This window comes from Herbaspirillum sp. VT-16-41, assembly GCF_001994935.1.
GTDB classification, from domain to species: domain Bacteria; phylum Pseudomonadota; class Gammaproteobacteria; order Burkholderiales; family Burkholderiaceae_D; genus Herbaspirillum; species Herbaspirillum frisingense.
Genome location: NZ_MUXB01000131.1, coordinates 348,044 through 372,496, shown reverse-complemented (window position 1 = coordinate 372,496; position 24,453 = coordinate 348,044). Strand labels below are relative to the sequence as shown.

Below are 24,453 nucleotides of genomic sequence, written 5' to 3'. Positions count from 1 at the left end.
TAGCGCCTTTCGGTCGCCTTTGCCGTTGATCCTTCCCGAATCGACCCCATCTGGACGAACATCCGTCACTGCATTTTCCTTCACTTGGAAAGGCAGGCAACATCAAAGGACCCTGCAATGAAGTGGGCAATAGTCTTCATTTATATTTTTTCCATCCTGTTCATCCACTTCCGTGGACGCGTGCGCCTGCCCTTCCTGCGCCAGTTCTTCGACCACTCGTCGATCATGTCGCCGATCAACCTCTTCATGTACGCCTTTTCGCGCGTGCCGGCGGTGCCGTACCCCGCGGTGAAGGAGTTCCAGGACCTGGCCCTCATCGATCAGAACTGGGAAGTGATCCGCGACGAGGCCGTGGCCCTGCGTGAAATGGCCAAGATCAAGGCCGCCGAAAAGAATGACGATGCCGGCTTCAACTCCTTCTTCAAGGCCGGCTGGAAGCGTTTCTACCTGAAGTGGTACAACGCCAGCCATCCGTCGGCCGAAAAGTTCTGCCCCAAGACGGTGGAAATCCTCAAGCGCATTCCCAGCGTGAAGGCTGCCATGTTTGCCGAACTGGCCCCGGGCGGCACGCTCAATCCGCACCGTGACCCGTTTGCCGGTTCGCTGCGCTATCACCTGGGACTGGTCACGCCCAACGACGACCGCTGCTTCATCGAGGTCGACGGCCAGCGCTACAGCTGGCGCGACGGCCAGAGCGTGGTGTTCGACGAGACCTTCATCCACTGGGCACAGAACGGCTCCGAGACAAACCGTATCATCCTCTTCTGCGACGTCGAGCGTCCGCTGCGCTATCGCTGGGCAGAAGCCATCAACGGCTTCCTCGGTCGCACCATGATGACCGCTGCGGCCTCTCCCAACGAAACCGGCGACCAGACCGGACGCGTGAACAAGCTGTTCCGTTTCGTCTGGCTGGCCGGGCAATATCGCCGTCGCTTCAAGAACTGGAACAAGACCGTCTACAAGATCACCAAGTTCGGTCTCATCATCGCAGTGGCGCTGCTGATCATCTATGCCTGAGGCACAGAACGACGGCAGGACAGGCCTGCCAATGCGCAAATGATATAAACGAAATCGCCGGCCATTTGACCGGCGATTTTTTTATCGTGGATTCGCAAAATGTCGACTACGATTGTCAGTTAATGAGAGCTTAACCGACCAATGCCGAGCTTTGCATCATCCGTCGCAAGCCCGCGTCCCGTATGACTCTGCAGCGCAGCATGCGGAACTGGTCGAAAAGGAAAAATCAAAAGTCACGCAAATTCGTACGTAAGTAAAAATCAAATACAGCATAAAATTTCCATGCGGAAATTAAACGGTATTTTTCGATGATGAATTGTAGAAACTGCTTCATCCGAGCGCATACCAGCGTGTAAAATCTTTCTGCTTCCGTGCTAGCTTCATGGCGTGATTCTTGCATCCTGGCTGGGCCGCATTCCTCGGGGAGAGGTACTGCGACCGGCTGCTGCCAACACTCGCCTCGTACTCATTGATCGCATGTAAGCGTCCGCTGCCGACCTCGCGGACCAAGCGCAAGCCGAGTACCGACCATACATAGAACAATGGGCTCATGCAGGACATCGACGACGAGATGAAAAAACCGCTGCTCAAGCATCTGGTAGAGATCACGGCCCATCGGGAGCATTCCCGCCTGGCCATCTCGGTCATCTCCGCGCTGTACCAGCTCACCGGCGTGCAAAGCATCCGCATGCTGGAAATCTTCACCATGCGCGACGAGCACTACGTGCAAGAGAAGATGGTCATCCGCGACGGCATCGTCCATACCATCGCCGAGCACACCAACGACGATCCCAAGGAAGCCCTGTCCTCCTATCCGGCCATGATGGCCTGCATCCGCAATCATCTGAACGAATACCAGGAAACCACGTCCGACGGCACGCATGTGCTGTGGCTGCCGGTGTGGCTGCACGGGAAGATGAACTCCTGCCTGGAACTGCGCAGCGAGCACGTGCTGGCACCGGCGACGATGGAAGTGATCCACGGCGTCTTCCACATCTACTGCAATTACCAGAGCCTGCTGGACTACAGCGAGCGCGATGCGCTCACAGGCCTGTTCAACCGCAAGACCTTCGACGAACAATTCACCCGCTACGCCTTCGCCATCGCCCCGCACGAGGCACACTCGATGGAGAAGGACGAGCGTCGCCACGACAGCAACGACGAGCCCAAGGGCCATTGGCTGGCTGTGGTGGACATCGATCACTTCAAGCAGGTCAATGACCGCTACGGGCACCTCTACGGCGACGAAGTGCTGATCCTGGTGGCCAACATCCTGCGCGCCTCGTTCCGCGCGCACGACCGCATCTTCCGCTTCGGCGGCGAGGAATTCGTGATCCTGCTACGCGCCACCACGCTTTCGGACGCCCGCAAGATCTTCGATCGCTTCCGCCAGAACGTGCAGGAATACGATTTCCCGCAAGTGGGCAAGGTCACCGTCAGCCTGGGCTTCGTCAACATCGCCCGCGAGACGCCGGTGGTGATCCTGGGCCATGCCGACCAGGCCCTGTATCACGCCAAGAAAAGTGGCCGCAACCGCATCTGCTATTACCAGGAACTGGTCAATTCGGGCGTGCTGCGTTCCGGCATCACCACCAACGATACGGTGGAATTCTTCTAGGGCCTCACTCGAGAACGCCCTTGTCAGCCGGCCGCGCAAGCGGCCTTTTTTTCGCCTCGCACCGGCGGCATTGGCAGTCGGCAAGTTCATGCATAGTGCGCATCCGCTCATGTTTTAAAAGCATGAGACAGCACGGCAGCGCTTTCGTATGATCGCCAACGTTCGATGCTCACCGTACGAACTCATCCCGCGATCCGCTTGCAGACAAGCATCAGAAACGAAACAGAAGCGTGATCGCCCGTCGCTACCCCACGCGTACCAGGAGACCTATAAAAATGCAGCAGACACACTTCAAGAAAACCGGCGCCGTCCTGATCCTCTCGCTGGCCTGCGCCTTCGCGGCACAGGCCCAGGACAAGAAGCCCAACGTGGTCGTCATCGGCACCGGCGGTACCATTGCCGGCGCGGGCGCCTCCAGCGTCAACACTGCAGCCTATCAATCGGCCGTGGTGCCGGTGGACAAGATCATTGCAGCCGTCCCGGAGATTTCCAAGATCGCCAATGTGCGCGGCGAGCAGATCTTCCAGATCGGCAGCGAGAGCTTCAATGACGAGCGCCTGATCAAGCTGGGCAAGCGCGTCTCCGAACTGCTGAAGCAGGGCGACGTGGATGGCATCGTCATCACCCACGGCACCGATACCATCGAAGAGACCGCCTACTTCCTGAACCTGGTCCTCAAGAGCGAAAAGCCGGTGGTGGTGGTCGGCTCCATGCGTCCGGGCACAGCGCTGGGTGCAGACGGTGCGCTGAACCTGTATGACGCCGTGCTGGTGGCCGGCAGCAAGGAAGCCGCCGGCAAGGGCACGCTGGTGGTGATGAACGATGAAATCCACTCCGGCCGCGACGTCACCAAGAGCAACACCTTCAAGGTCGAGACCTTCCGCTCGCCCTACGGCCCGCTGGGTTACGTGGTGGAAAACAAGCTGAGCTTCTACCGCCTGCCGGCCCGCCCGCACACCACGCAGACCGAGTTCGACATCGACAAGATCAGCAGCCTGCCGCGCGTGGACATCGTCTACAACTACGGTAACGTGAGCCGCACCGCCTATGACGCCTTCGTCGCGGCCGGCGCCAAGGCCATCATCCACGATGGCACCGGCAACGGCAGCGTGGCCGAACAGATCGTGCCGGTCTTGCAGGAAGTGCGCAGCAAGGGCGTCCAGGTGATCCGCGCCTCGCGCACCGGCAGTGGCGTGGTGATCCGTAACGGCGAGCAGCCCGACGACAAGTTCGACTGGGTAGTGACCGACGACCAGAACGCCCAGAAGGCACGCATCCTGGCCGAACTGGCACTGACCAGGACCAACGATCCCAAGGAACTGCAGAAGATCATGTGGAAGTATTGATCTGACCTGATGCCAGAAAACGATATAAATCGTTTTCGCATTCATGATCTTCTGTTGCTTCTATTGTTGAAATTGCTCTCGGCCCCGCTTCGGCGGGGCTTTTTTTGCCCAGTGAATGCGTCATTCGATGGCCGTTTACAGCTATCGCCAAGCTCACCTTCTCATTCGAATATCTGCTTCTTGGGGCGGGCCGGATCAGGCAGTCCGCACGGCAGGAATTGGCCCCGTCCCGGCGTTCCCAGGACTTCTCCATCGCGCCAGACGATCTCGCCGCGCGACAGCGTCAGCACCGGCCAACCCGTCAGCTGCATACCTTCATAGGGCGTGTAGTCGACATCGTGATGCAGCATGCTGTTGCTCACCCGTACCTCGCGATGCGGGTCCCAGACGGCAATGTCGGCATCGCTGCCAATGGCGATGGTGCCCTTGCGCGGATAGAGACCATACATCTTGGCCGGATCGGTCGCGGTCAGCGCCACGAAGCGATTGAGATCGATGCGGCCCTTGCCCACGCCTTCGGAAAAGAGGATGGGCATGCGCGTCTCCAGCCCCGGCGTGCCATTGGGGATGTAGCGGAACGGCACTTCCTGGCCACCCGGTTTCTTGCCCTGCGGGTCTTCGTAGCGGAAAGGGGCATGGTCCGATGAAAACACCGTGAACAGGCCGCTGGCCAGGCCGTCCCAAACGTATTGCTGGTTGGCCTTGTCGCGCGGCGGCGGGCTGCAGACGCACTTGGCGCCATGGTAGCCGTCATCGAGGTGATCGGCCGTCAGCACCAGGTATTGCGGACAGGTCTCGGCATGGATGCGCAGGCCGTGGCCGTGGGCCCAGCGGATCTGTTCGATGGCTTCCCGGCCCGACACATGCACGATCAGGATGGGCACATCCACCAGCTCCGACAGGGCAATGGCACGATGCGTGGCTTCCCGCTCCACCATCATCGGGCGCGAATGGGCGTGATATTTGGGCGCCGTCAGTCCGGCGTCTTCCAGTTGCTCGGTCAGCCAGCCGATGCAATCGGCGTTTTCCGCATGCACCATGACCAGGGCCCCTTCCCTGCGCGCCAGCGCCAGCAGGTCGAGGATCTGACGATCATTGAGCTTGAGATCGTCATAGGTCATGTAGATCTTGAAGGAGGTATAGCCTTCGCGCACCAGTTGCGGCAGCTCGTGCTTGAGGACCTGTTCGCTGGGGTCGCTCACGATCATGTGGAAGGCGTAGTCGATCACCGCCTTGCCCTCGGCCCGGCGATGGTAGTCCTCCACCGCTGCACGCAGGGAGCCGCCCTTGGCCTGGGCGGCGAAAGGGATCACCGTCGTGGTGCCGCCGCAGGCGGCCGAGATCGTGCCACTGCGGAAATCGTCGGCCATTTTCAGGCCCTCTTCCATCGGCTGGTCCAGATGGCAATGCGCGTCCACGCCACCGGGCAGGACCAGCTTGCCGCTGGCATCGATCTCCTCGCGGCCGGGCGCCAGGCCACGCCCCAGCATGGCCACCTTGCCGTCCTTGATGCCGACGTCGCATTGCATGATGTCGGAGGCTGTCGCTACGGTGCCATTGCGAATCACCAGGTCAAAGCTGTCCATCTGTTTTCCTTTCGATCAGGCAGGCGTCTGGCCTGCGGCCGTCTGCGCCGCCATGGTCGTGACGCAGACAACGCCGCGGCACGTGGCCGGGGCGTCTGGCAGGGAGAGAGGTTGAAAAATGCGAAGGGGTCTAGCGCACGTCGCGGAACAGGCTGCCCCAGCCACGGATGCGCGAGGGATCGGCACCCGCCTGTTGCAGCGACTTCCAGACCACGGTGGAGATGGTGTCGTAGATCGGGATACCGACTTCGCGCTCCAGCTCTTCCACCAGCGGTGCACCGCGCAGGTTGGTGCAGAAGATGGTGATGGCCTCCGGCTTGTCCTTGGCAACCTCGCGCACCATGGCACGCAGTTCCTCTGCCCCCACTTCGGAGAAGGAGAAATTGTCCTGCTTGCGCAGATGGCGTTCGGAGACGCATTCCAGCCCGGAGGCGGCATAGTTCTTGATGATGGCCGCCTGCACCTCGTCCAGGTAAGGGGTGACCAGACCGAAGCGCTTCACGCCGGTGATGTCGAAGATCTCGTTGAGCGCCAGTACCGAGGTACAAGCCGGGATGCCGGTCGCCTCGGTGATGCGGCGGCACAGGCGCTCGTCGGCATCGAAGCCCAGCCAGCCCGAGGATGTGCCATTCCAGGCAATGCTGCCGACCTTGGCATGCGAGAGCAGTTCGGCGGCACGCAGGATTTCGCTATCGTCGAACTGCGCCAATGCCTGGTTGGACAGCGCGATTTCGGTCACGCGAAAGCGTCCGAAGTGGGCACTGGCCTCGGGGATGTCGGCCAGCATGGCGGTGGTCACCGGCTCCAGCGTGGTGTTGGAAGACGGCGTGAGCATGCCGAGCAGGGTACGTTGGGTCATCATGTTTCCTTTCAGGCTGCCAACAGGGCGGCATCCGCGTGGGCCAGCGCCGATTCTTCGCGGATCAGGCTCAGCACATGGCGTTTGTATTGGTTGAATTCGGGGGTGGTGGTATCGCGTGGACGCGGCAGGTCGATGTCGATCAGCTCGCGCATGCGTCCTGGCCGATGCGTCATCACCGCCACCTTGGTGGCCAGGATCAGCGCCTCATCAACGCTGTGGGTAACGAAGACGATGGTGCCTTCGTAGCGCTGCCAGAGGGCCACCAGCTCTTCCTGCATCTCCATCTTGGTCTGGGCATCCAGTGCGGCGAAGGGCTCGTCCATCAGGATCACCGAGGGGTTCTGCAACAGGGCGCGGGCAATGCCGACCCGCTGCGCCATGCCGCCCGAGAGTTCGCTGGGATAGTGGTTCTCGAAGCCCTTGAGCTTGACCGTCTCGATGAAGGGCTGGGCCGCCGCGCGCCGTGCGGCCGCGCTCTTGCCCTGCAGCTTGAGCGAGAAGGCCACATTGTCCCAGACCGGCAACCAGGGCATCAGGTTGGCCTGCTGGAACACCATGCCGCGATCGGCACCAGGCCCGGTGATGGCCTGACCGGCCACCTTCACGGCACCGCTGGTCGGGAATTCGAAGCCGGCGATCATGTTCAGCAGCGTGGACTTGCCGCAACCCGACGGACCGAGCAGGCAGAGGAATTCCTTCTTCTCCAGCTGCAGGCTCACCCGGTCGATGGCCAGCATGTCGGTGCCGCGCTTGCGGTCCTTGAAGACCTTGACGATATCGTTCAATTCGATGAATGCCATGATGCGTTTTCCTTGATCGTTGATGCGCGCGGGCCGCGAGGCTGCCGGCCGCTCAGTTCACTCAGGCCTTGCCCTGCACGGTGGCCACATGCTGCCAGCGCAGCATGGAATGCATGATCTGCTTGAGGATCCAGTCCGCCAGGAAACCCAGCAGCCCGATGCTGATCATGGCCGCGATCACCAGGTCATAGCGCAGGAAGTAATACGAATCCCACAGCGCATACCCGAGCCCGCTCTTGACGGCCACCATCTCGGCGGTCACCGTCAGCATCCAGGCGCTCCCGATGCCGATGCGCAAACCCGCGAAGATGCTGGGCATGGCGGCCGGCAGGATGACGAAGCGCAGCAACTGGCTTTGCCGGGCACCAGCCATGGCAGCAGCCCGCAACAGGTTGCGGTCAGCGGTCTTCACACCATGCACGGTATTCATCAGGATCGGGAAGAAGGCGCCAAGGAACACCAGGAAGATGGCCGGCTTGTTGGCGATGCCGAACCAGATGATGGCCAGCGGAATCCAGGACACCGGCGGAATCGGGCGCAGCATCTGCACGGTAGGCTCGATGGTGCGCTCGACCCAGCGCCACCAGCCGATGGCCACCCCCAGCGCGATGCCGGAAACCGCCGCGATCAGGTAGCCGGCGGTCACCCGCAGGCAGCTGGCCATGGCGTCGTAGATCCACTTGCCACTGCTGTCCTGGGCGGCTTCGTTGATGCCGAAGATCCAGTCCATCCAGGTGGCAAACACCCGCGATGGGGCCGGCAGGAGCGATGCCGGGATCACGCCCGAGCGGGAGAAAGCCTCCCAGAACAGCACCAGCAACAGCGGCACCGCAAAGCGCCACTTGGCTTCCGACAGGGATTGCTTCCATCCACTCATGATGTTTCCTTTGGGGCTAGTGTCGTCGTGAATCAATAACCAAGCTCGGACTTGGGCTTGCCGGTCACGCTCATCAGGAAGCTGTAGTCCATGTTCTTTTCAGCCAGGCCCGAGACGTCGCTGGAGACGTATTTCAGATCCTTCATCATCCCGGCAATGGCCTTGGTCTGGGTGCGATACATGCGATAGTCGGGATAGGCGTTGTTGAGCGCCTCGGTTGCAATCTTGGGGTCCAGGCCGGTGCCCTTGACGATACTGTTGATCCAGCCCTGCTTGTCCTTCTGCAAGCCATCGACCAGCTTGACCACCGCGGCCACCGTTTCCCTGACCTCGGCCGGATGCTCCTTGATGACATCCGAGCGGGTCACGATCAGGTTGGTCAGGCGACCTGCGGCCTGGTCATAGGGATAGGCAAAATGCTTGCCAACACCGGTCATGCGGATCTGCGAAGCGAAGGGTTCCACCGAGCAGATCAGTTCCACCTCGCCACGCGAGAGCGCTGCCGCGTGATCGGAAGGATTGGGGATATTGACGAACTGCACGTCCTTGGACGGATCGATGCCATGGCCGGCCAGTTCACCACGCATGTGCAGATCCTGGGCATTGCCGCGCGAGGCAGCGATACGGAAGGGCTTGCCTTCGGCCTTGTATTGCGCAATCAGCTTCTTGAGACCCGCCCAGTCATCCGAGGCCAGCTTGCTGTCCTTGCCAACCAGCATCTCGGAACCACCATTGACCTGGCCCGACACCGCCACCAGGTCGAAGCCCTTGTCCAGACCACTGACATAGGCCAGGTAAGTCACCTGAGCGATGTCCACACTCTTGGAAACCAGGGCCGTCAGCGCATCGCTGCCGGCGGTGAAATTGATGCCCTCGATCTCCACGTTCTGGGCCAGCGCCGGCACCATTGCCATTGACATGCAATGTGCGCACTTGGCATAAGCCAGCTTGATCTTGGGCTTGGCCTGGGCCATGGCCGAGCCGGTGCCCAGTGCGGTACAGGCCAGCAGGCTGGCCAGGGCGGCAGCCTTGAAGAACAGGCCGGAGGGGGACTTGCGGACTTGCTGTTGCATGGTTTTCTCCCAGGTGGACATTCGAGGACGACTATTTTGTGACAATCTTGTTTTGCATTGCCACCGTTTATGCAAAGCCTGTGCCAGCCCGGAAACACCCTGTCGCAGTTACTGAGAAACGCCCCCAAAACCCTTGTGGATTGGTACTTATGACCCATCCCCCTATTCGTATTGCCGAGCGGAAACCAGCATGGACGCACCAAAGCAATTCAATTTGAGCATGCCAAAAGAGGGAAAACGCCCCATCAAAGTGCAGCATTTTGAGCGCTTATTTGTCTGATTATTTTTATCGTTTTGTGACAATCAATTCCCACAATTTTCCGCTATCATGGCGGGCAACCTACGTCTTCGATCCGAAAACCCATGAGCCCGACCAGCACCAGCAGCCCCCGCAGGAAACAGAGCAAGCACGAGCACCCGGACAACAGCCCGCTGCCTGGCCAGGCGTTCAGCGTGCGGCCACTGGCCGGGGATGCCATCTATGAAAGGATAGTCGGGGCCATCATGGAACATCGCCTCACGCCCGGCACCAAGCTGGTCGAGGAGAAATTGGCGGGCATCTTCGGCGTGAACCGTACCCGCGTGCGGGAAGTGCTGGCGCGCCTGGCGCATGAGGGACTGATCACGACCATCCCCAACCGCGGCGCCTTCGTGGCCAGCCCCACCCCGGAGGAAGCACGCAACATCTTCGCTGCGCGCCGCCTGCTGGAACCGGCCCTGCTGCGTCATCTGTGCGAGCACACGCGACCCGAACACATTGCCTTACTGCGGGCCCACGTGGCCGAGGAAGCCAAGGCGCGGGCGAGCAATGACCGGCGCGCCATCATCCGGCTCTCGGGAGAATTCCACATCCGCATCGCCGACATGGTGGACAACCCCGTGATGAGCAAGATGATGCGCGAACTGGCCTCCCTGACCTGTCTCATCATCGTGCTGTACGACTCTCCGACGGTGCCGGCCTGCACGCACGATGACCACGGCGACATCATCGACGCCATCGCAGCAGGCCGCGCCGAAGAGGCGGTGGCGACCATGCTGGCGCACCTGCACCATATCGAGAGCGTGCTGGATATGTCCACCCCGCTGGGCGAGGATGACGATCTGGAAGTGCTGCTGGGCGTGGTATAGAACCGCCCGACAGCTGCAAGCTGACGACCGCTGTCAGGACAACACCGGCTCACTCACCTCCGCAATCAAGCGCACAGGAATCGACTTGGCCGCCGGCACCTTGCTGCCGCGCGCATGGTGGAACAGCGGAATGAGGCGGTTCAGTTCGGGGAAGTAACCCATCACGCAGCCGACGGGGATATCGAAAGGCTCCACCCGCAGGTGATCCACGCGACGCTCCACACCGTCGTCGGAGACCGTCTCGGCCGTGACGAAATCACCCGGCACCAGGCCCTGGGCCTGCATGTCGCGCAGGTTCAGCAGCAGCACGCGGCGCGTCCCCCACACACCACGGAAGCGATCATCCAGCGAATAGACGGTGGTGTTGAACTGGCTGTCGCCACGGGTGGTCATCAGACGCAGCACACCAGGGGCATCGGCGGGCATGTCGGGGGCGGGCTCGAAGCTGTCGAAAGTCTTGAAGTTGGCGCGGCCGTTGGGCGTCTTCCATTGCCGTTCACGCGCCGCCAGCGGGCGCGGGAAGCCGCCTGGGGTCCACATGCGGCCGTTGAAGTCGCGGAAGATGTCGGGATAGGTGGCTTCGATGGCGTCGCGGATGCGGGCATAGTCGCCCACCCAGCCATCCCAGTCCACCTGCGGGTTGAAGGGCAATAGCCGCTTGGCCAGCTCGGCGATGATGGCCGGTTCCGAAAGCAGATGCGGCGAGGCCGGTTCGACGTGCCCGCGTGAACCGTGCATGCAGCCGGTGCTGTCTTCCACCGCCACGACCTGCTCACCGCCGCGCTGGCGGTCGATCTCGATGCGGCCCAGGCAGGGCAGCAGGTAGGCCGTCTTGCCGTGGATCACGCAGGAGCGGTTGAAGTGCGTCACCACTTGCACGGTCAGGGGGAGGTTGCGCCAGGCTGGCTCCATGACGCCATGGTCGGGGATGGCGCGCACGAAATTACCACCCAGCATGAAGAAGGCCGACAGCTCGCCATCGCGGATCTTCTCGCAGGCTTCGACCGTGTTGAGCCCCTTCTCCATCGGGGGTTCGAAGTGATACAGCGCGCGCAATTTGTCATTGGGAACCATCTCCGGTTTTTCCGTGATGCCGACGGTGCGCTGCCCCTGCACGTTGGAGTGGCCACGGATCGGGCAGATGCCGGCGCCGGGCTTGCCGATGTTGCCGCGCATGAGCAAGAGATTTGTCAGCATGTGGATGGTGCGCACCGCTTCCCGGTGCTGGGTCACGCCCATGCCATACATGAGCATGGCCCGCCCGGCGCCGGCATAGGTGTCGGCGGCCAGTTCCAGTTCGGCGCGCGACACACCGGCATGCCGCTCGATCTCGCTCCACGAGGCGGCCCGGGCGGCGGCTGCGAATTCGTCGAAGCCACTGGTGTGCTCATCGATGAATGCCTGGTCCAGGAGGCGCGGCAAACCTTCGGCCTGGGCCCGGTCATCGCGCTCCAGGATGCGCTTGGCCATGCCCACCACGGCCGCCGTATCACCACCTATGCGGATCTGCACGTATTGCGAACTGATGTCGGTATGCGCAGGCGTGATCATTTCCTTGGGCGATTGCGGATTGACGAAGCGCTCCAGACCGCGCTCGCGCAAGGGGTTGAAAGTGATCACGGGGACCCCGCGCTTGCGCACCTCTTCCAGCGGATGCAGCATGCGCGGGGCGTTGGTGCCGGTGTTGTGGCCAAAGAAGAGGATGCAGTCGGTGTGCTCGAAGTCTTCCAGCCTGACGGTGCCGACCGGCACGCCGATGGTCTGCGGCAAAGCCACGGAAGTGGATTCGTGGCACATGTTCGAGCTGTCGGGCAGGTTGTTGCAGCCATACATGCGGGCCATCAACTGGTACAGGTAGGAGGTCTCCAGCGACGCCCGGCCGGAGGCATAGAACACCACCTTCTTCGGATCCATCGCGCGCAGCCGGGCGGCGATGTCGTCGAATGCCTCTGACCAGGTGACGGGCAGATAGCGGTCGCTGGCGGGATCGTATTTCATGGGCTCGGTGACGCGGCCGGTGGATTCGAGTTCGAGGTCGTTCCAGCTTTCCATCTCGCTCACCGTGTGACTTGCGAAGAACGCCGGGGTGGCGCGCTTGCCGGTGATTTCCCAGGCGGTGGCCTTGGCGCCGTTCTCGCAGAACTCGAACAGGTGCGGGTCGGCCGGCTTGGCCCAGGAACAGCTGACGCAGGCGAAGCCGTCGGGCTTGTTCTGCTTCATCAGGATGCGGGTGCCGGTGGCGATCACATGTTCCTGCTGCAGGATGGCGCCCAGTGCCTTGACCGAGCCCCAACCACCGGCGGCATTGTTGTATTCATCGAATCTGGCGTCTTCGGGAATGTCCTTGGTTTTCATATCGCCTCTCTGAGCGTTGCGTGCGACAGCGGCCTTCGCACGGGTGTTGGCACGGGTGTCTGTTGCGCTGGCTTGCATGGGTGCTGCGTGGATAGCAGCAATGATGGAATTTGCCGGCCGGTTTGGCTGTAGGTGATGCACGGATTTACAGCGCGCACGATTCCTACAGAAACGGTCCGATCCTGGCCGGGCCTAATGAAGTCCTACGACAAACACAGCCGCACGCCGACATCGGCCCGGCACCGCGACACGCATACTGGGTACCATTGCGGCCCATCCCGGGCTGCCTGAATCCCCTGAACCCCCTTGCACCCGGCCCGGTCATCATGAATCGCCCTGCCCTCGCTGGTCTACCCGATTGCCCTTCCCTGCCGGCGCAGCTGGAACAATTCATCGCGCCCGCCCTGGCTGCTTGTGCGCACGAACAAGTGGCCGCGCTGGATGCGCGGCTGCTGCGCCAGCTGGTGACGGCGGGGCTGGATCGCCTCCCCCTGCCCGGCCACGGTGAAACGCTGGCGCGCTGGCAGGCATTGGCAGCGGTGGCCGCGCATGATCTGTCGCTGGCCAAGCTCTATGAAGCCCATACCGATGCGCTGGCCATCCTGGCTGAAGCCGGACACGCGCGCCCGGCTCGTTCCATCTGGGGCGTCTGGTGCGCGCAGGGCCGTCCCGGCAGCCTTGGCATGCGAACACCGGCAGCGGAAGAGCATGTCCTGCTGGACGGAGAAAAGCCCTGGTGCTCCGGCGCCGCCTCGGTCACGCACGCGCTGCTGAGCCATCGCGACGACGCCGGTCAGACCTGGCTGCTGGCGCTGGAACTGGGGCAGCGCGGGGTCGAGATCATCGAGGACGACTGGGCGGCCGTGGGCATGTCCGCCACGCGCACGGCGCGCCTGCGCCTGCACAATGCCAGCGCCCAACGGGTGGGCGGGCCCGGTTTCTATCTGGACCGCCCCGGCTTCTGGCAGGGTGGAATCGGCATTGCGGCCTGCTGGCATGGTGCGGCGGCAGCGCTGGTGGCGCTGCTGCGCGAGCAGCTGGCGCAACGTGCCGACCCGCATGCCCTGGCACGCCTGGGCAGTGCCGAATGCGCGCTGTCCACCTCGGCAGCCACGCTGCGCGAAAGCGCTGCGCGCATCGATGCCTTCCCGGGCGAGAACGCCATGCGTCACGCCTTGCGGTCCCGCCTGATCGTCGAACGCGCCTGCACGCAGATCATCAGCGACCTGGGCGCTGCGCTGGGCCCCCATCCTTATTGTGGCCAGCGGCGCAGTGCGCGCCTGCTGGCCGACCTGCCTGTGTGGCTGCGCCAGAGCCATGCCGAACGCGACCTGGCCGCCCTGGCCACATCCTGCCTGCAAGAGGAGTCCGCCCCATGCTTATTGTGAATACCCCTGCGCCCGTAAGGCGCAGCGCCGCCGCACACCACGCACGCCATATCGATGTCGTCCACGGCACTGCCGAAGAGGTCTGGCAATCCTGCCAGCGTCTGCATGCATTGCCCGAGATCGAACTGTGCAAGCTGGTGCCACCCCGCTCACGGGCGGTGATCCTGGCGCCGCATCCGGATGATGAAACGCTGGGCTGCGGCGGTCTGATCGCGCAGCTGGCGGGCATGATGCGGGAAATTGCGGTGGTGGCCGTCAGCGATGGTGAGCGCAGCCATCCCGATTCGTCCCCCCTGGCGCAGCGGCTGCCGCTGCTGCGGCCGGCCGAGAGCATGGCCGCGCTGGAATGTCTGGGCGCGGGGCAGGCCCAGATCCTGCGCGCCCGCATCCCGGACGGCCAGATCCGCCAGCACCGGCTGGAATTGAAAGCCTGGCTGATCGCGCAGCTGCGCCACACGGATATCGTCTTTGCCCCGTGGCGCCTGGACGGTCATCCCGACCATGAAACGGTGGGCGAGATCGCCGGTGAGCTGGAACATGAACTGGGCTGCAAGCTGGTCGAAGTCCCGATCTGGGGCTGGCACTGGGCGCAGCCGCTGACGGGCGACTTCCCCTGGGGCCGGGCACACAAGCTGGGCTTCGATGCCGACACCGCCCTGCGCAAGCGCCGCGCCCTGCGTTGCTACCACAGCCAGATCGGTCGCGATGGCGAGCGCGATCCGGTGCTGCCGGCCGGCGTACTGGCGCACTTCGTGCGTCCCTACGAGGTGTTCTTCCTATGAGGAGCGGCGACAGCGGACACTTCGACCAGTTGTATGCGGCCAGTGCCGATCCCTGGAACACCAGGACCAGCTGGTACGAGCAACGCAAGCGCGCCATCGTCGCGGCGATGCTGCCGCGCCAGCACTGCGCGGCCATCTTCGAGCCAGGTTGCGGCAGTGGCGAACTGACCTTGCAGCTGGCCGAACGTTGCGGGCATCTGGTGGCGTCCGATTTCTGCGAGGACGCGGTGCGCATCACCCGCGACAAGACCGCGCATCTGCCGCATGTCCACGTGCGTCGCCAAGCCTTGCCCGAGCAATGGCCGGCACCGGCGCAGGACATGCCGGAATTCGAATTGATCCTGTTTTCCGAGCTCTGCTATTACTTCGATGCGCCGCAGATGGCCGAGATTTCCGCGCTCGCCGCAGGCAGCCTGGCACCCGGTGGCCATCTGCTGGCCTGCCACTGGAAGAAGGATTTCGATGATCGTCTGCTCGCCACCCGCCCCATGCACCAGTTGATCGACGCCCATGCGCGGCTCAAACGCCAGGCCTGCTATGAAGACGAGGACATCCTGGTCGACCTGTGGCGCAAGACCTGAATCCGGCCGACGCATTGATCTCATTGATCGGACGGTAAGAACAACGAGGAGAGGAGCACGTCATGATAGGCATCGTCATTCCCGCCCACGATGAAGAAGCCCTGCTGGAGCGCTGCCTGCAAGCGGTGCGCGAGGCCGCCGCGCATGACGATCTGCAGGGCGAGGAAGTGCGCATCGTGGTGGTGCTGGATGCCTGCAGCGATGGCTCCGAGAGCATTGCCCGCCGCCACCCGGTGAGCGTGCTGCCGATACAGGCGCGCAAGGTCGGCGTGGCACGCGCGCTGGGCGCCGATCAACTGCTGGCGCAGGGAGCACGCTGGCTGGCCTTTACCGATGCGGACACGCAAGTTGCCCCGGATTGGCTGGTGGCGCAACTGGGGCTACAGGCCGATGCCGTCTGCGGCACCGTGATGCCCGACGACTGGCATGGCCATCCGCCGGAAGTGCGGCACCGCTTCGCCCGTGACTATCTGGATCGCGATGGTCATCGCCACATCCACGGTGCCAACTTCGGCGTCTGTGCGCGGGCCTATCGCCAGGCGGGCGGCTTCCCGCCTTTGTCCTGCCATGAAGATGTGGCGCTGGTCCGGGCACTGCAGGCCATGGGCGCCCATATCGCCTGGAGTGCCCGTCCCCGTGTGAGCACCAGCACCCGGCCGCAGAGCAAGGCCCGTGGCGGTTTCGGCGACACCTTGCGCCAGTGGGCCGTGGAAGAATGTCCGGCACTGGCGCTGTCTCCTCAGCGCGGCTTGTCGTTGCCGCGTACCACCTGCTGAGCCTGTTCCAGGCTCACATGATGATCTTCGATGGTACTGACCAGCTTTTGCCGGCGCGCACGTGAGCCGAAATTGTTGGCGTAGATCCAGGTGAACTCGGCGCCCAGCAGGAAGATCTGCGCCGAGTAGTAGATCCACAGCAGCAGCAGCGCAAAGGAACCGGCCGCACCGAAGCCGGAGGTCATGCCGGTGCTGCCCAGGTACAGGCCGATCAGGTATTTGCCGATGATGAAGAGCACCGTGGTGGCGACCGCGCCGATCCAGACATCGCGCCAGGACAAGGTCACCCGCGGCATGAACTTGTAGATCATCGAAAAGAGCGTGGAGAACACCACGAAGGACAGCACGAAGTTGAGCAATTGCAGCATCAGCTGCCAGCCCTCGAACCAGCCGCCCCACCAGCGCCCCAGTGCCGCCAGCGCAGCGCTGACCACCAGCGAGATGATCAGCAGGAAGCCCAGCCCCAGGATCAGCCCGAACGACAGCAGACGGGTGCGGGCCAATTGCCATACCCCGCTCTTGCGCTTGACGGCCGGGATGCGCCAGATACGGTCCAGCGCGCTCTGCAATTCCGAAAACACCGCCGTGGCACCGATGACCAGGGTCACCACCGAAATGCCGGCAGCGATCATGCCCTCGCGGGGCTGGCTGACCGACTTGAGCAAGCCCTGGATGGCAAAGGCCCCTTCGGTGCCGACGATATCGCGGATCTGGTTGACGATCTCGCCTTGCGCCGCATCGTGACCGAACAGCATGCCGGCCACGGCGATGGCGATCACCAACATGGGGGCGATGGAAAAGATGGTGTAGTAGGCGATCGCCGCCCCCATGCTGGGGGCGAAGTCATCCAGCCACGCATTGATGGCGGCCACCGTCATCTGCCAGGCCTGCTGGCGCCGCGTGCCGCCCTTGATCATCTTGACCTCGGCGGCCGGGTCCAGATAGTCCGACGGCGCCGGTTCCAGACGTGCCTTGACGATGTCCATGCGGGCAGGCGCATCCGGCGGCAAGGCATCGACCGCCTTGGCCTTGGCTTGAGCCCTGGCCGCGCTGGCGCGCGCCGATCCCTTGCGCCAGGCGGCGATCAATGGCGTAGCCAGGGTCACCAGGCGCAAAGCCTGCTCCAGGCCTTGCGGAATGGCGTCATGAGCAGCGTGCGCGCCAGTGGCACGCCGCGTGGTCGCGGCCGGCTGCGGGCGGGGCGTTGCATGCGTTGGCGTTGGTGTCACCGACGTGCGGCGCTGGCGCCGCTTGCGGCCCAGCCAGATACCCAGGCCGGCACTCAGCAACGCACCGGCGATGACGCCGCCGGTGGCGCCGGCCGCTGGGCTCTGCCTGCCAGAACCAACGGCGCGCGTTGCCCCATCGGCGTGCTGGCTGGCATCGCTGGAGGGCATCGCATCAGGGGAATCGTCAGCGGGAGCGGCGGCAGCATGGCGGGCCGGATGCAATGGGGCGGGAGAGCTGCTCATGGGGACCTCGGCTGGGCATATTGTTATGCCATTGTGACCGATGCGCGTGAAGTAATGTTCCTTCGCCTTGTCGGCCCGTCCGGCCTTGTAGGAAGCCGCTGTCGGCGTGCCGGCAGGCGACGCGAAAACAGGGCGCATGGTATAAAGACAGTCTTTCGTGCCGCGGCCACTGCCCTCGTCGGCAAGATCGCGCATGAACCAGACCGGCAGCATCCGGTCTGTCTGAATTCCCCCCTGGCCGCAGCGCGCGCCACCGGTTCCGGCCCGCCGGGCTGAACCGGGCAGCGCCGGCCCTTCCCCCAACCTGACGAACGAGGATTGCCCATGTATAAGGACGTACAGCTTTTCATCAACGGCGAATGGACCGCCAGCGCTTCCGGTCGCACCATCGATGTCGTCAACCCGGCCACCGAGGAAGTGATCGGCAAGATCGCCCACGCTGACCGCGCCGACCTGGACCGCGCCCTGGAGGCCGCCAAAAAGGGTTTCGAGATCTGGCGCAACATGTCCGCCTTCGATCGCTCCAAGATCATGCGCAAGGCAGCCGACCTGCTGCGTGAGCGCGTCGACGAGATCGCCCGCCTGATGACCCAGGAACAAGGCAAGCCGCTGGCCGAAGCCAAGATGGAAACCCTGGGCGCCGCCGACACCATCGACTGGTTCGCCGAAGAAGCCCGCCGCACCTACGGTCGCCTGGTACCGGCCCGCACCCCGGGCGCCTACCAGATGGTGATCAAGGAGCCGGTCGGTCCGGTGGCGGCCTTCACGCCCTGGAACTTCCCGATCAACCAGGTGGTGCGCAAGCTGTCGGCCGCATTGGCGGCAGGCTGCTCCATCATCGTCAAGGCCCCCGAGGAAACTCCGGCTTCGCCGGCTGAACTGATCCGTGCCTACGCCGATGCAGGCGTGCCGGCCGGTGTCATCAACCTGGTCTATGGCGTGCCGGCGGAGATTTCGGAATACCTGATCCCGCATCCGGTGATCCGCAAGATTTCCTTCACCGGTTCCACTCCGGTGGGCAAGCAACTGGCGGCGCTGGCCGGCCAGCACATGAAGCGCGCCACGATGGAACTGGGCGGCCATGCGCCGGCCATGGTGTTCGATGACGTGGATGTGGACCTGGCCGCCAAGACCCTGGCCACGTCCAAGTTCCGCAATGCCGGTCAGGTATGCGTGTCGCCGACCCGCTTCCTGGTGCAGAAGGGCGTGTTCAACGCCTTCGTCGACAAGTTCGTCACCTATGCCGAACAACTGAAGGTCGGCAATGGTCTGGAAGCTGGCGTGAACATGGGTCCGGTGGCCAACAAGCGCCGCATCCCCGCACTGGAAGCGCTGATCGACGATGCCGTCTCCAACGGCGCGCAACTGCGCACCGGTGGCAAGCGCATCGGTGACAAGGGTTACTTCTTCCAGCCCACCGTGTTGACCAACGTGCCGCTGAGCGCACGCGTGATGAATGAAGAGCCCTTCGGTCCGCTGGCACTGATCAACTCCTTCGAGACCCTCGATGAAGTCATCGCCGAAGCCAATCGCCTGCCCTTCGGCCTGGCGGCCTATGCCTTCGCCAAGTCGGCACAGACCAAGCACGCACTGGCCGCACGTGTGGAAAGCGGCATGCTGACCATCAACCACCTGGGCCTGGCCTTCCCGGAACTGCCCTTCGGCGGCGTCAAGGACAGTGGCTATGGTTCCGAAGGCGGTACCGAAGCCATCGAGGCCTACATCAATACCAAGCTGGTGACCCAGCTGGATATCTGAGGGCTGGCACTCTGATGCAGTGATCGCCTGAGACGGCGTTCAAGCAAAACGGCGAACCTGCAAGGGTTCGCCGTTTTGTCTTGTGCCGCCGGATATTCGCGTTGGCGCTGGCACCGATGCCGTCCTGCTTATTCGTGCTTATTCCTCGCCGCCTGAGGGCGGCACCAGAATGTCGCGGCTGCCGTTGCGCGACATGGCCGAGAGCACGCCGGCCGTCTCCATCTGTTCTACGAGCCGCGCCGCGCGGTTGTAGCCGATGCGCAATTGCCGCTGCACCGACGAGATCGAGGCGCGTCGTGTCTTGAGCACGAAGGCCACGGCCTCGTCGTAGAGCGGATCGGACTCCGGATCGCCACCCTCGCCACCGGCGAACATGTCGGCCTGGGCCGTGTCCTCGGACATCGGCGGGGCCAGGATTTCCTCGATATAACGCGGCTCGCCAAAGGACTTCAGGTATTCCACCACGCGATGCACCTCTTCGTCGGACACGAAGGCGCCGTGCACGCGCTGCGGGTAACCCGAGCCCGGCGGCAGGAACAGCATGTCGCCGTGGCCCAGCAGGGATTCCGCACCCATCTGGTCCAGCACGGTGCGCGAGTCGATCTTGGAAGACACCTGGAAGGCCACGCGGGTCGGGATGTTGGCCTTGATCAGGCCGGTGATCACGTCCACCGAAGGACGCTGGGTGGCCAGGATCAGGTGGATGCCGGCCGCTCGCGCCTTCTGTGCCAGGCGGGCGATCAGCTCTTCGACCTTCTTGCCCACCACCATCATCAGGTCGGCCAGTTCGTCGATGACGATCACGATGGTGGGCAGCTTTTCCAGCGGTTCCGGAGCGTCCGGCGTGAGGCTGAAGGGGTTGGGGATCTTCTCGCCACGGGCGGCGGCTTCATCGAGCTTCTGGTTGTAGCCGGCCAGGTTGCGCACGCCCAGCTTGGACATCTTCTTGTAGCGGCGCTCCATCTCGTCCACCGCCCAGTTCAGGGCATGGGCGGCCTCGCGCATGTCGGTCACCACCGGTGCCAGGAGGTGCGGGATGCCTTCATAGATGGACAGTTCCAGCATCTTGGGGTCGATCATGATCATGCGCACTTCCTCGGGCGTGGCCTTGTAGAGCAGCGAGAGGATCATGGCATTGATGGCCACCGACTTGCCCGAGCCGGTGGTACCGGCCACCAGCATGTGCGGTGCGCGTGCCAGGTCGGTCACCACGGGCGTGCCGGTGATGTCCTTGCCCATGGCAATGGTGAGGTGCGACGACGACTTGCGGTAGGCCTGGGAATGGATGATCTCGGAGAGCTTGATCATCTGCCGGCGCGCATTGGGCAGTTCCAGGCCCATGCAGGTCTTGCCGGGGATGGTCTCGACCACCCGGATGGAGGTCAGCCCCAGCGCCCGCGACAGGTCCTTCATCAGGTTCACCACCTGGGCGCCGCGCACGCCCTGCGCCGGTTCCACTTCGAAGCGGGTGATCACTGGGCCGGCTTCGGCGCCCAGCACGGTCACGGGGACCTTGAATTCCTTGAGACGCTGTTCGATCAGGCGGCCGGTTTCCTGCAGTTGCTCGGGATCGATCTCGATGCGCGACTCGGGGACTTCGTCCAGCAGGTCCAGCGAGGGCAGCGGGATATCCACCCGGGGCTCGTCCTCAAGCTCGGGATAGACCCTGGCCACCGGCGCGGCCACGGCGGGCTGCGGTTCTGGCATGCGCACGGTGAAGGCCGGCTGCTGGGACGCCGGCGATGCTGGCGCTGCCGGATCGGGCAGCATGTCGAACCAGGGCGCGTTGAAGGTGCCGAGGTCGATCGGTTCGTCATCGGCGGGCAGGAGTGCTTCCGGCTCCGACACGGGCAGGACGGGCGCTTGCGCGGGTTCGGCCGGCGCCCAGCTTGCCCCCGCCAGCGGCAGCTCGGGCGCGGTCGGCAGGTCGGGGATGAGTGGCTCCTGCAGCGCGGAAGGCAGTGGCGAAGGTGGCTGCATCGACACTATCGGCGCCATCGGCACGATGGGTGCGGCCGGTGGCGTCGGGCCCTGCAGACCATCGGCCTCGTGCAGGGAGCGCATCAGGCGGGTCGGGATCACATCGGCACGCGGTGTAGGCCCGGTCGGCCCGGTCGGCGCTGCAGCCTGCGGCGCGGCACGGCCTACGCTGCTGATGCGGATGCTGCGGGTCGGATTGAGCGGGGACGGCGTTGCCTGCTGATCACTGGCGGAACGGGCAATCGAGGACGGAATGGGGCGGATCGGTAACGCCGGGCTGGCCGCCCGCGAAAGGCTGGCGTCGGCGGCGGCACTGGCGGCCGAGATGGCGCGGCTGGCGGCGGCGCGGGCCAGCATGGCTTCGGTCGGGCGCAGGGTTTCGAAAGCGGCCCACTCGGATTCCGGGCGCGCCTTGGCGGCGGGGCCGGACGGACGGGGATTGAGCGAAGGCCATTTGCCCCCTTGCCCGCCTTGGCCGCCCTGCCCTGCCTGGGCATGGCGCGACGGGCCGCCGGTCAGGGCCGACAGCGGTACCTTCCAGTCGTCACGGGCAGCACCCTCGTGCGGGCGCTCATTGGCGGGGGTCGGCGTGAGGCGGGCCGGACGCGGGCGCGGCTCGAAGGGCGAACCCACCGGCGAGCGGTTCGCGGCATGGCCAGATGCATGGGCCGCTGCGCGAGGCGGCACGGGTGGGCGCACCGCTGGCGTGCGACGCTCGGCGCCCGCCGGGAAACTGCTGCGCTGACTACTCAGGCGTACGCGTTCGCTCTCGATGCTGCCGCGTCGGGGTGGTCCCAGGTCCAGCTCCGGGTGATCGTCGCGGCTCTGCGCATCGTTACGACCAAAGATGGCACCGAGCAACCACTTCAAGCCCAGCGCCAGCAACGCCAGCAAGACCACGGCAGCGATGCCCTTGCTGATCTTGCCGCCGAGGGCTTCCATCAGGGCCGCGCCGACCAGGTCGCCGCTGGGGCCATCATCACTGTTGCTCAGTTGTGCGCGCACCAGCGCTTCCAGCGCGCCGCTGGCGGCCAGCAGCAACAGGCTGCCACACCAAAGGCGGATGGCGCCGCGGCCGCCGAAGATGGACTTGCGGCCGAGCGCGCGCGCTACCGTGCGCAGCAGCAGCGGCAGCAGCCAGAGGACCGACCAGCCAAACCATTTGACGAAAATCATGCTACTCCCATACTTCACCGGCCTGGCATGGCGCCAGCCGGCCTCGTGAATCTATCCCGGCAGTCCTGATGCACCGCCGCAGGCTGCGAGTGTAAACCAAACCCGACCACGGCCGCCCGTCCTCATTCCGTCTTCATGCCACCCTTTGGTACAGGTCGACTCAGCGACCGTGGCAATGGCAATCGCGCACGTGGTCGTTGATCACGCCCACGCCCTGCAGATAGGCGTAGATGATGGTGGACCCGACGAACTTGAAGCCGCGCTTGGCGAGGTCCTTGGAAATGGCGTCCGACAGCGGGGTCTTGGCCGGGCAGTCCGCCAGGGAAGCCCAGCGGTTGACGATGGGCTGGCCATCGACCTGGCCCCACAGATAGGGGTCGAGCCCGCCCACTTCCTCGCGCAGCTTGAGGTAGGCGCGGGCATTGCCGATGGTGGCGGCCACCTTCAGGCGATTGCGCACGATGCCGGGGTCGGCCAGCAATTGCGCCACCTTGCGCTCGTCATAGCGGGCGATCTTCTCCGCATCCCATTGGTCGAAGGCAGCGCGGTAGGTTTCGCGCTTGTTGAGCACGGTCTCCCAGGACAGCCCGGCCTGGGCGCCTTCCAGGTTGAGCATTTCGAAGAGTCGGGTTTCGTCGTGGCAGGGCAGGCCCCACTCGTGGTCGTGGTACTCGACGTAGCGAGGGTTGGCAAGGTTGACCCAGCCGCAGCGGGTAAGGGATTGGCTCATGGAAGATGGGGGAAACAGGTCAGGCGGTTCATCGGTGCCGGTTCACACCGGCCACAGGGGCGGCTCATCCATCAGCGCGATCTGCTCGCGCAATTCCAGGATGCGGTCTTGCCAGTAGCGCTGGGTGTTGAACCAGGGAAAGGCGGCCGGAAACGCCGGGTCGTCCCAGCGGCGCGCCAGCCAGGCGGAATAATGGATCAGCCGCAGCGTACGCAGCGCTTCGATCAGGTACAGTTCTCGCGGTTCGAATTCGCAGAAACTTTCATACCCGGCCAGCAGGTCGGCCAGTTGCCCGACCATCTCGCGTCGCTCACCGGAAAGCAGCATCCACAGATCTTGCACGGCGGGACCACTGCGGCTGTCGTCGAAATCGACAAAGTGCGGGCCGGCATCGGTCCACAGGACATTGCCGACATGGCAATCCCCGTGCAGGCGCAGGCTGCGGATCTCGCCTGCACGGTCGTAGCAGCGTTGCACGCCCTGCAGGGCTTGTTCGACCGTGGTACGCCAGGCGGTGGCCACATCCATGGGAATGAAGTCATGCGCCAGCAGCCAGTCGCGCGGCTCATGGCCGAAGCTGGCCAGGTCCAGCGCGGGGCGCTCGACGAAGGGACGGCGCATGCCCACCGCATGGATGCGGCCGATGAAACGGCCCAGGCGTTCCAGGGTGTCGGCATCGTCCAGCTCGGGGGCGCGGCCGCCATGGCGCTGGAACACGGCAAAGCGGAACCCGGCATGGCGATGCAGGGTGGCACCGTTGTCCAGGCGCATGGCCGGCACTACGGGAACCTCTTCGTCGGCCAACTCCTGTGAAAATGCATGTTCTTCGAGGATTTGCGCATCCGACCAGCGCAGAGGCCGGTAGAACTTGGCCACCAGCGGCGGGCCGTCTTCCATGCCGACCTGGTAGACCCGGTTTTCATAGCTGTTCAATGCCAGCAGGCGGCCGTCGCCATACAGGCCCAGGGCGTCGAGGGCATCGAGCACGGTATCGGGCGAGAGCGTGGCGAAGGAGGTGGCGTCGGGGACGTCAGGGATGTCAGCAGTGGCGGCTTGATTCATCCGGCTATTGTACTGTCCACGGCGCCCGCGCCGCAGCAGATTGCGGCGGCCAACGCCGACAATGCTCGCGCCCCTGGCTGAATGCC

The 24,453-nt window shown here is 64.0% G+C and carries 19 protein-coding genes; 9 read left to right on the top strand and 10 right to left on the bottom strand.

Annotated elements, in window-relative coordinates:
- Window positions 1–117: 117 nt before the first annotated feature.
- The 3 genes from lpxO to BTM36_RS21385 all read left to right on the top strand — a co-directional run bounded on the left by lpxO (window position 118) and on the right by BTM36_RS21385 (window position 3,981).
- Entirely contained in the window at window positions 118–1,017 is a 900-nt protein-coding gene (gene lpxO / locus BTM36_RS21400) for a lipid A hydroxylase LpxO (protein WP_006465312.1), read from the top strand.
- A 550-nt stretch (window positions 1,018–1,567) separates the two neighbouring features.
- Window positions 1,568–2,635: a GGDEF domain-containing protein gene (locus BTM36_RS21390; RefSeq protein ID WP_006465313.1), complete on the top strand. Its 1,068-nt coding sequence runs from the start codon at window positions 1,568–1,570 to the stop codon at window positions 2,633–2,635.
- A gap of 275 nt (window positions 2,636–2,910) precedes the next feature.
- On the top strand, window positions 2,911–3,981 hold the full coding sequence (locus BTM36_RS21385; protein WP_077237844.1) for an asparaginase: 1,071 nt from the start codon (window positions 2,911–2,913) through the stop codon (window positions 3,979–3,981).
- Between the two features lie 161 nt (window positions 3,982–4,142).
- Here the strand turns inward: BTM36_RS21385 and hydA are convergent, their stop codons facing one another.
- The 5 genes from hydA to BTM36_RS21360 form a co-directional block, all read right to left on the bottom strand.
- On the bottom strand, window positions 4,143–5,567 hold the full coding sequence (hydA, locus tag BTM36_RS21380) for a dihydropyrimidinase (RefSeq protein ID WP_077237843.1): 1,425 nt from the start codon (window positions 5,565–5,567) through the stop codon (window positions 4,143–4,145).
- Window positions 5,568–5,697: 130 nt separating this feature from the next.
- Window positions 5,698–6,426 carry an aspartate/glutamate racemase family protein gene (locus BTM36_RS21375; protein ID WP_077237842.1) on the bottom strand — a complete coding sequence of 243 codons (729 nt, stop codon included), beginning with the start codon at window positions 6,424–6,426 and terminating at the stop codon, window positions 5,698–5,700.
- Window positions 6,427–6,437: 11 nt separating this feature from the next.
- The gene (locus tag BTM36_RS21370; RefSeq protein ID WP_077237841.1) at window positions 6,438–7,229 is read right to left on the bottom strand and encodes an ABC transporter ATP-binding protein; all 792 of its coding nucleotides are present in this window, start codon (window positions 7,227–7,229) and stop codon (window positions 6,438–6,440) included.
- A gap of 61 nt (window positions 7,230–7,290) precedes the next feature.
- Window positions 7,291–8,106 carry an ABC transporter permease gene (locus tag BTM36_RS21365; RefSeq protein WP_077237840.1) on the bottom strand — a complete coding sequence of 272 codons (816 nt, stop codon included), beginning with the start codon at window positions 8,104–8,106 and terminating at the stop codon, window positions 7,291–7,293.
- Between the two features lie 32 nt (window positions 8,107–8,138).
- A complete protein-coding gene (locus BTM36_RS21360; protein ID WP_254427060.1) occupies window positions 8,139–9,179 on the bottom strand; it encodes an ABC transporter substrate-binding protein in 1,041 nt (346 codons plus the stop codon).
- 363 nt (window positions 9,180–9,542) lie between these two features.
- Between BTM36_RS21360 and BTM36_RS21355 the strand changes: the two genes are divergently transcribed.
- Entirely contained in the window at window positions 9,543–10,307 is a 765-nt protein-coding gene (locus tag BTM36_RS21355; protein ID WP_077237838.1) for a GntR family transcriptional regulator, read from the top strand.
- 33 nt (window positions 10,308–10,340) lie between these two features.
- Here the strand turns inward: BTM36_RS21355 and BTM36_RS21350 are convergent, their stop codons facing one another.
- Window positions 10,341–12,662, bottom strand: coding sequence for an FdhF/YdeP family oxidoreductase (locus BTM36_RS21350; RefSeq protein ID WP_077237837.1), 2,322 nt, complete (start codon window positions 12,660–12,662; stop codon window positions 10,341–10,343).
- A 326-nt stretch (window positions 12,663–12,988) separates the two neighbouring features.
- On the opposite strand from BTM36_RS21350, the gene BTM36_RS21345 reads away from it, so the two are divergent.
- The 4 genes from BTM36_RS21345 to BTM36_RS21330 all read left to right on the top strand — a co-directional run bounded on the left by BTM36_RS21345 (window position 12,989) and on the right by BTM36_RS21330 (window position 16,189).
- Window positions 12,989–14,050 (top strand): acyl-CoA dehydrogenase, encoded by a 1,062-nt coding sequence (locus tag BTM36_RS21345; RefSeq protein ID WP_077237836.1) that lies wholly within the window; start codon window positions 12,989–12,991, stop codon window positions 14,048–14,050.
- Window positions 14,038–14,832, top strand: coding sequence for a PIG-L deacetylase family protein (locus tag BTM36_RS21340; RefSeq protein WP_168189817.1), 795 nt, complete (start codon window positions 14,038–14,040; stop codon window positions 14,830–14,832). Before BTM36_RS21345 ends, BTM36_RS21340 begins: the two co-directional genes overlap by 13 nt.
- A complete protein-coding gene (locus tag BTM36_RS21335) occupies window positions 14,829–15,413 on the top strand; it encodes a class I SAM-dependent methyltransferase (protein WP_077237834.1) in 585 nt (194 codons plus the stop codon). Before BTM36_RS21340 ends, BTM36_RS21335 begins: the two co-directional genes overlap by 4 nt.
- Before the next feature lie 62 nt (window positions 15,414–15,475).
- Window positions 15,476–16,189 (top strand): glycosyltransferase family 2 protein, encoded by a 714-nt coding sequence (locus BTM36_RS21330; RefSeq protein WP_077237833.1) that lies wholly within the window; start codon window positions 15,476–15,478, stop codon window positions 16,187–16,189.
- On the opposite strand, the gene BTM36_RS29110 is transcribed toward BTM36_RS21330, so the two are convergent.
- Window positions 16,153–17,661 (bottom strand): YihY/virulence factor BrkB family protein, encoded by a 1,509-nt coding sequence (locus BTM36_RS29110; protein WP_254427059.1) that lies wholly within the window; start codon window positions 17,659–17,661, stop codon window positions 16,153–16,155. The genes BTM36_RS21330 and BTM36_RS29110 overlap by 37 nt on opposite strands.
- Before the next feature lie 324 nt (window positions 17,662–17,985).
- On the opposite strand from BTM36_RS29110, the gene BTM36_RS21320 reads away from it, so the two are divergent.
- On the top strand, window positions 17,986–19,419 hold the full coding sequence (locus BTM36_RS21320; RefSeq protein WP_006465328.1) for an NAD-dependent succinate-semialdehyde dehydrogenase: 1,434 nt from the start codon (window positions 17,986–17,988) through the stop codon (window positions 19,417–19,419).
- Between the two features lie 138 nt (window positions 19,420–19,557).
- Here the strand turns inward: BTM36_RS21320 and BTM36_RS28625 are convergent, their stop codons facing one another.
- The 3 genes from BTM36_RS28625 to BTM36_RS21305 all read right to left on the bottom strand — a co-directional run bounded on the left by BTM36_RS28625 (window position 19,558) and on the right by BTM36_RS21305 (window position 24,367).
- On the bottom strand, window positions 19,558–22,575 hold the full coding sequence (locus tag BTM36_RS28625; RefSeq protein ID WP_139347228.1) for a DNA translocase FtsK: 3,018 nt from the start codon (window positions 22,573–22,575) through the stop codon (window positions 19,558–19,560).
- 160 nt (window positions 22,576–22,735) lie between these two features.
- The gene (locus BTM36_RS21310) at window positions 22,736–23,305 is read right to left on the bottom strand and encodes a DNA-3-methyladenine glycosylase I (protein WP_077237832.1); all 570 of its coding nucleotides are present in this window, start codon (window positions 23,303–23,305) and stop codon (window positions 22,736–22,738) included.
- 42 nt (window positions 23,306–23,347) lie between these two features.
- Complete coding sequence (locus tag BTM36_RS21305; RefSeq protein WP_077237831.1) at window positions 23,348–24,367, bottom strand: serine/threonine protein kinase; 1,020 nt, start codon at window positions 24,365–24,367, stop codon at window positions 23,348–23,350.
- Window positions 24,368–24,453 lie beyond the last annotated feature (86 nt).